The sequence below is a fragment of the Pseudoalteromonas sp. MelDa3 genome, assembly GCF_002863625.1.
Lineage (GTDB): Bacteria > Pseudomonadota > Gammaproteobacteria > Enterobacterales > Alteromonadaceae > Pseudoalteromonas > Pseudoalteromonas arctica.
This window is the reverse complement of sequence record NZ_PJBR01000141.1, coordinates 1-5,374: the sequence shown is the minus strand read 5'-3', so window position 1 is coordinate 5,374 and position 5,374 is coordinate 1. Positions and strand designations below refer to the sequence as shown.

Genomic DNA, 5,374 nt, shown 5'->3' with positions numbered 1-5,374 from the left:
TCTCTTGAGTCAGACTTGTGATCAAGAGACAGCTTACTAAGCGCCTTTTTGTTTATTTAGTTCTTTTATTTAGTCTTCGTGTTTGCTTTGCGTGCTCACTAAGCTCAGTCAAACCTAATTGGTCGTAACTTTTTTCCATCATTTCAAGCGCGGGATCTAAGTAACTGCTTTGTGAGTAGTGCTCAACAACAAACTTACCTCTATTAGCAGCAGCTAAATAAGCTTCACGCTCATAATAGTAAGTGGCTACTTTTAATTCATAACGTGCCATACGATTTAAAAGCCATACTAAACGACGCTTAGCTTCAGGCGCGTAATCACTTTTCGGAAAGCGTTTTACTAGTGTCGATAAATCGGTAAATGCAACACGTGTACGGTTAGCATCTCTATCAGCTCTATCTACACCAAAGTACTCTTGGAACGCATTTTTATCTGCTTTAATGTTTACTAAACCACGCATGTAATACATGTAATCTAGGTCTTTATGGTTTGGATTTAAGCGAATAAAGCGGTCAATGGTTGCAAGTGCTTGTTCAGTATTACCTGATTGGTAATGTGCATACACTAAGTCCATTTGTACTTGTTTAGAGAATGGGCCAAACGGGTAGCGAGAATCTATTGCACTCAAAAGTTCAATTGCGCGAGCATATAAACCAGAATCTAGTGTTTCTTTTGCGTCTTCATATAAAGCGTGTGCAGACTTATTCGGTACACGTTGAATGTCTTCTTGGTCTGGAGCAGACGAACAAGCGCCTAAACTAAGTACAGAAACTGAAAAAACAATGGCAAATGCACGTTTCCCTATTTTATTTATCATTTTATTTGTTACCTTCGATGTCTTCGGCTAGGCCAAGTCGGTAAAACCGAGTAAACTATGCGTATTATATTATGCTTTTATTAAAAGCGATTCTAACCCAGTCGAGCAAAGCTTGCACTGGTAAATTGGGTAAAGTTACTAATGTCAGAGCAAATTTCTCTTCAAGCCGACGTTCCAACCGAATTAGGTGGTAAACGTCTAGACCAAGTATTAGCACAATTGTTCCCTGATTATTCACGTTCTCGTATAAAAACGTGGATATTGGATGATAAAATCACCGTAGACGGTGAAATTTTCAACACTCCACGCGAAAAGCTACTAGGTGGTGAAGTTGTAAGTGTTGAAACAACAATTGAAGCACCACGCGAATACGAAGCACAAGATATCAAATTAAACATTGTTTATGAAGACGATGATATTTTGGTAATTAATAAACCAATGGGCCTAGTGGTTCACCCTGGTGCGGGTAATCCTAATGGAACAGTGCTAAACGCATTACTACATTACTACCCTGAAATAATTAACGTACCACGCGCGGGTATTGTGCATCGTTTAGATAAAGACACGACCGGTTTAATGGTTGTAGCTAAAACGATTCCAGCACAAACGCATTTAGTAACAGCGCTACAAAAGCGTGAAAACTTCACGCGTGAATATGAAGCACTGTGTAATGGTACTATGACCGCAGGTGGTATGGTTGAAAAAGCAATTGGCCGCCATCCGACTCAGCGTACGCATATGGCAGTACATGAACTGGGTAAACCGGCAATTACACATTACCGTGTTGCTGAGAAATTCCGTGCTCATACTCGTTTACGTCTGCGCTTAGAAACAGGTCGTACGCATCAAATTCGCGTGCACATGGCACATTTAAATCACCCGCTAATTGGCGATCAATCTTATGGCGGCCGTCCGCGTCCACCTAAAGGTGCAACACCTGAGTTATTTGAGTTACTTCGTAGCTTTAGACGCCAAGCACTTCATGCTGTAAAATTGAGTATTGCGCATCCAATCACGGGTGAAATGATGACATGGCAAGCACCTATCCCAGACGATATGGTTGCTATGACACTCGCATTACGTGAAGATACTAAAGCTAATCCTGATATCGATAGATAATGCACTTATTGTCAGCGACATGGCAAAACCTTCATAAAGTAGGAACGTTAAGTACTACTTGTGGAGGTGGTGTTTCAAAAATCCCATTTAAAAGTTTTAATTTGGGATTCCATGTTGGTGATAATCAAAATCATGTATCAAAAAACCGCTCATTATTAACAAATCTCCTACCTAAACCTGCCGTGTGGCTAAATCAAATTCATAGCTCTAATGTTGTTATTGTTGATGAACATTTTGATTTTGATGAGTTACACGATGCTGATGCGCTTTATACTCAGTTATTAAATCAGCCTTTGGCTATAATGACCGCCGATTGTTTACCTATTTTATTAGTCAGTGATGATGAAAAAGAAGTTGCAGCTATACATGGCGGCTGGCGAGGACTTGAGCAGGGAATTATTAAAAATACTTTGGAATGTTTTAGCTCAAAGTGTGAAAATATAAATGCGTGGTTAGGGCCTGCAATTGGGCCAACTCGATTTGAGGTTGGGGCTGAAGTGTTTGAGTTATTTCAAAAAAGGTCCCCTTTATTTATTCAAGCATTTACACTACAAACTAATGGTAAATATCTTGCTGATATCTATGGTATTGCGCGTACTTTACTTACCCAGAAAGGCGTTAAAAATATTACGGGTGGCGACTACTGCACAGTCTCTCAAAGTGACTTATTTTTTTCTTATCGACGAGATGGACAAACTGGACGTATGGCTAGTTTGATCTGGCGCAAGTAATTCACATCTTTAATCATTATATTTCCCCCTACACCTTGAACAAACACCTAAACATACCCATTAATTAAGCAATTAGATTATTTAATAGGTAACACCATGCGTTTAGATAGATTTACAAGTAAATTTCAATCTGCGCTTTCTGATGCGCAATCGCTAGCCCTTGGTCGCGATCATCAATTTATTGAACCCGTACATTTAATGTATTCATTGCTAAAGCAAAGTGGCTCTAGTGTACGTGCATTATTTGCACAAACGGGTGTCAGCGCTGACGAACTCAACACCAAGCTTTCACAAGAAATAGAAAAATTATTTAAAGTAGAAGGTGTAGGTGGCGACGTCCAGCTATCAAACAATATGGCATCACTTATTAATCTATGTGATAAGTACGCGCAAAAACGCAAAGACAAATATATTTCAAGTGAATTATTTGTACTGGCGGCATGCGATGATAAAGGTCCACTTGGCGATATATTTAGGTCGTTAAATATTACCTCGACTAAAATTGAAACTGCAATTAAAGCGATTCGCGGCGGTCAAAAAGTTGATGACCCAAATGCCGAAGAAACACGTCAAGCGCTTGAAAAATTCACGATTGATCTAACTGAGCGAGCAGAGCAAGGTAAGCTTGACCCCGTTATTGGTCGCGATGACGAAATTCGCCGCACGATTCAGGTACTACAACGCCGCACTAAAAATAACCCTGTATTAATCGGTGAACCAGGTGTTGGTAAAACAGCAATTGCCGAGGGGTTAGCACAGCGTATTATTAATGGTGAAGTACCTGAAGGATTAAAAAATAAACGCGTACTATCACTTGATTTAGGGGCGTTAGTTGCGGGTGCTAAATACCGTGGCGAATTTGAAGAACGTTTAAAATCAGTATTAAACGAATTGGCTAAAGAAGAAGGCCAAGTCATTTTATTTATTGATGAAATACATACTATTGTAGGTGCAGGAAAAAGTGACGGTGCCATGGATGCAGGCAATATGTTAAAGCCAGCATTAGCACGCGGTGAATTACACTGTGTTGGCGCAACCACGCTTGATGAATACCGTAAATATATAGAAAAAGACGCAGCTCTTGAGCGTCGATTCCAAAAGGTACTTATTGAAGAGCCATCTGTTGAAGATACCATTGCAATATTACGTGGCTTAAAAGAGCGATATGAGTTACATCATTCAGTAGAAATTACTGACCCCGCGATTGTTGCTGCGGCGCAGTTATCTCATCGTTACATTAGTGACCGTCAGTTACCCGATAAAGCGATTGATTTAATAGATGAAGCGGGTTCTTCAATTCGATTACAAATTGACTCCAAACCAGAATCGTTAGACAAGCTTGAACGCCGTATCATCCAGCTAAAGTTAGAAGATAATGCGCTAGCGAAAGAAAAAGACGAAGCAAGTCAAAAACGCCGAGCTGAAATGCAAGAGTTGATCACCGACCTTGATGGGCAATATCGTGAGCTAGACGAGATATGGAATGCTGAAAAAGCATCACTTCAAGGCACGCAAGTAATTAAAGCCGAGCTTGAACAAGCAAGATTAGATTTAGATGTAGCGCGAAGAGCAAGTGATTTACAGCGTATGTCAGAGCTGCAATATGGGCGAATTCCAGAACTTGAACGAAAACTTGATTTAGCCTCACAAGCCGAAATGCAAGAAATGACTCTGCTTAAAAACCAAGTAGGTGAGGATGAAATTGCTGAAATACTGTCTCGCTGGACAGGAATTCCTGTTGCAAGAATGCTACAAGGTGAGCGTGAAAAGCTGCTGCAAATGGAAGATAAGTTACACAGTAAAGTAATAGGGCAAGATGAAGCGGTTGTTGCTGTTTCTAACGCAATACGACGCTCACGTGCCGGGCTTGCAGATCCTAATCGTCCTATTGGTTCTTTCTTATTTTTAGGTCCAACTGGTGTGGGTAAAACCGAGCTGACAAAAGCACTGGCTGGTTTTATGTTTGATACCGAAGATGCCATGGTGCGTATCGACATGTCTGAGTTTATGGAAAAACATTCAGTCGCACGTCTAGTAGGGGCTCCTCCAGGTTACGTGGGTTACGAAGAGGGCGGTTATTTAACAGAAGCTGTTCGTCGTAAACCTTACTCAGTGATATTGCTTGATGAAATAGAAAAGGCGCATCCTGATGTGTTTAATATTTTACTGCAAGTATTAGATGATGGCCGATTAACTGACGGGCAGGGTAGAACCGTTGATTTTAAAAATACCGTTATTATCATGACCTCAAATCTAGGCTCAGATATTATCCAAGAGCAAGCGGGTAATAATGATTACACGACCCTTAAAGCTAAAGTAATGGAAGTATTAATTAATGAGTTTAGGCCTGAATTTATTAACCGTATAGACGAGACTGTCGTGTTCCACCCGTTAGCAAACGAGCATATAAAAGAAATAGCTGATATTCAGTTAATGAAATTACGTGAGCGTTTAACTGAGATGGGATATCTGCTTGAAATAAGCGATGCTGCTCTTGAGCGAATTGCAGAAAGTGGGTTTGATCCTGTCTACGGTGCACGTCCGCTTAAGCGTGCTATTCAACAAACGATTGAAAACCCGCTGGCACAAAAGTTACTCAATGGAGACTACTTACCAGGTTGCGTGATCGTTATTGATGCAAATGACGACTCTCTGGTATTTTCCAAGCGTTAATTGTAAATAATTAAACTCAAAAGCCGCTAAAATA

At 40.4% G+C, this 5,374-nt stretch carries 4 protein-coding genes; 3 read left to right on the top strand and 1 reads right to left on the bottom strand.

What is annotated here, in order from left to right; genetic code table 11:
- Positions 1 to 52: 52 nt before the first annotated feature.
- On the bottom strand, positions 53 to 817 hold the full coding sequence (locus CXF89_RS18090) for an outer membrane protein assembly factor BamD (protein ID WP_007581382.1): 765 nt from the start codon (positions 815 to 817) through the stop codon (positions 53 to 55).
- Positions 818 to 958: 141 nt separating this feature from the next.
- On the opposite strand from CXF89_RS18090, the gene rluD reads away from it, so the two are divergent.
- From rluD to clpB, 3 genes are all read left to right on the top strand, one after another.
- Positions 959 to 1,936, top strand: coding sequence for a 23S rRNA pseudouridine(1911/1915/1917) synthase RluD (gene rluD, locus CXF89_RS18085; protein ID WP_007581384.1), 978 nt, complete (start codon positions 959 to 961; stop codon positions 1,934 to 1,936).
- Positions 1,936 to 2,667, top strand: a complete 732-nt coding sequence (gene pgeF, locus CXF89_RS18080; RefSeq protein WP_121955374.1) for a peptidoglycan editing factor PgeF — start codon at positions 1,936 to 1,938, stop codon at positions 2,665 to 2,667. The genes rluD and pgeF overlap by 1 nt, the downstream gene beginning before the upstream one ends.
- 96 nt (positions 2,668 to 2,763) lie before the next feature.
- Positions 2,764 to 5,340, top strand: coding sequence for an ATP-dependent chaperone ClpB (gene clpB, locus CXF89_RS18075; protein WP_007581388.1), 2,577 nt, complete (start codon positions 2,764 to 2,766; stop codon positions 5,338 to 5,340).
- Positions 5,341 to 5,374 lie beyond the last annotated feature (34 nt).

Coding starts and splice junctions, on each gene's coding strand:
- CXF89_RS18090 (WP_007581382.1), bottom strand. CDS start 817: ATGATAAATAAAATAGGGAAACGTGCATTTGCCATTGTTTTTTCAGTT.
- rluD (WP_007581384.1), top strand. CDS start 959: ATGTCAGAGCAAATTTCTCTTCAAGCCGACGTTCCAACCGAATTAGGT.
- pgeF (WP_121955374.1), top strand. CDS start 1,936: ATGCACTTATTGTCAGCGACATGGCAAAACCTTCATAAAGTAGGAACG.
- clpB (WP_007581388.1), top strand. CDS start 2,764: ATGCGTTTAGATAGATTTACAAGTAAATTTCAATCTGCGCTTTCTGAT.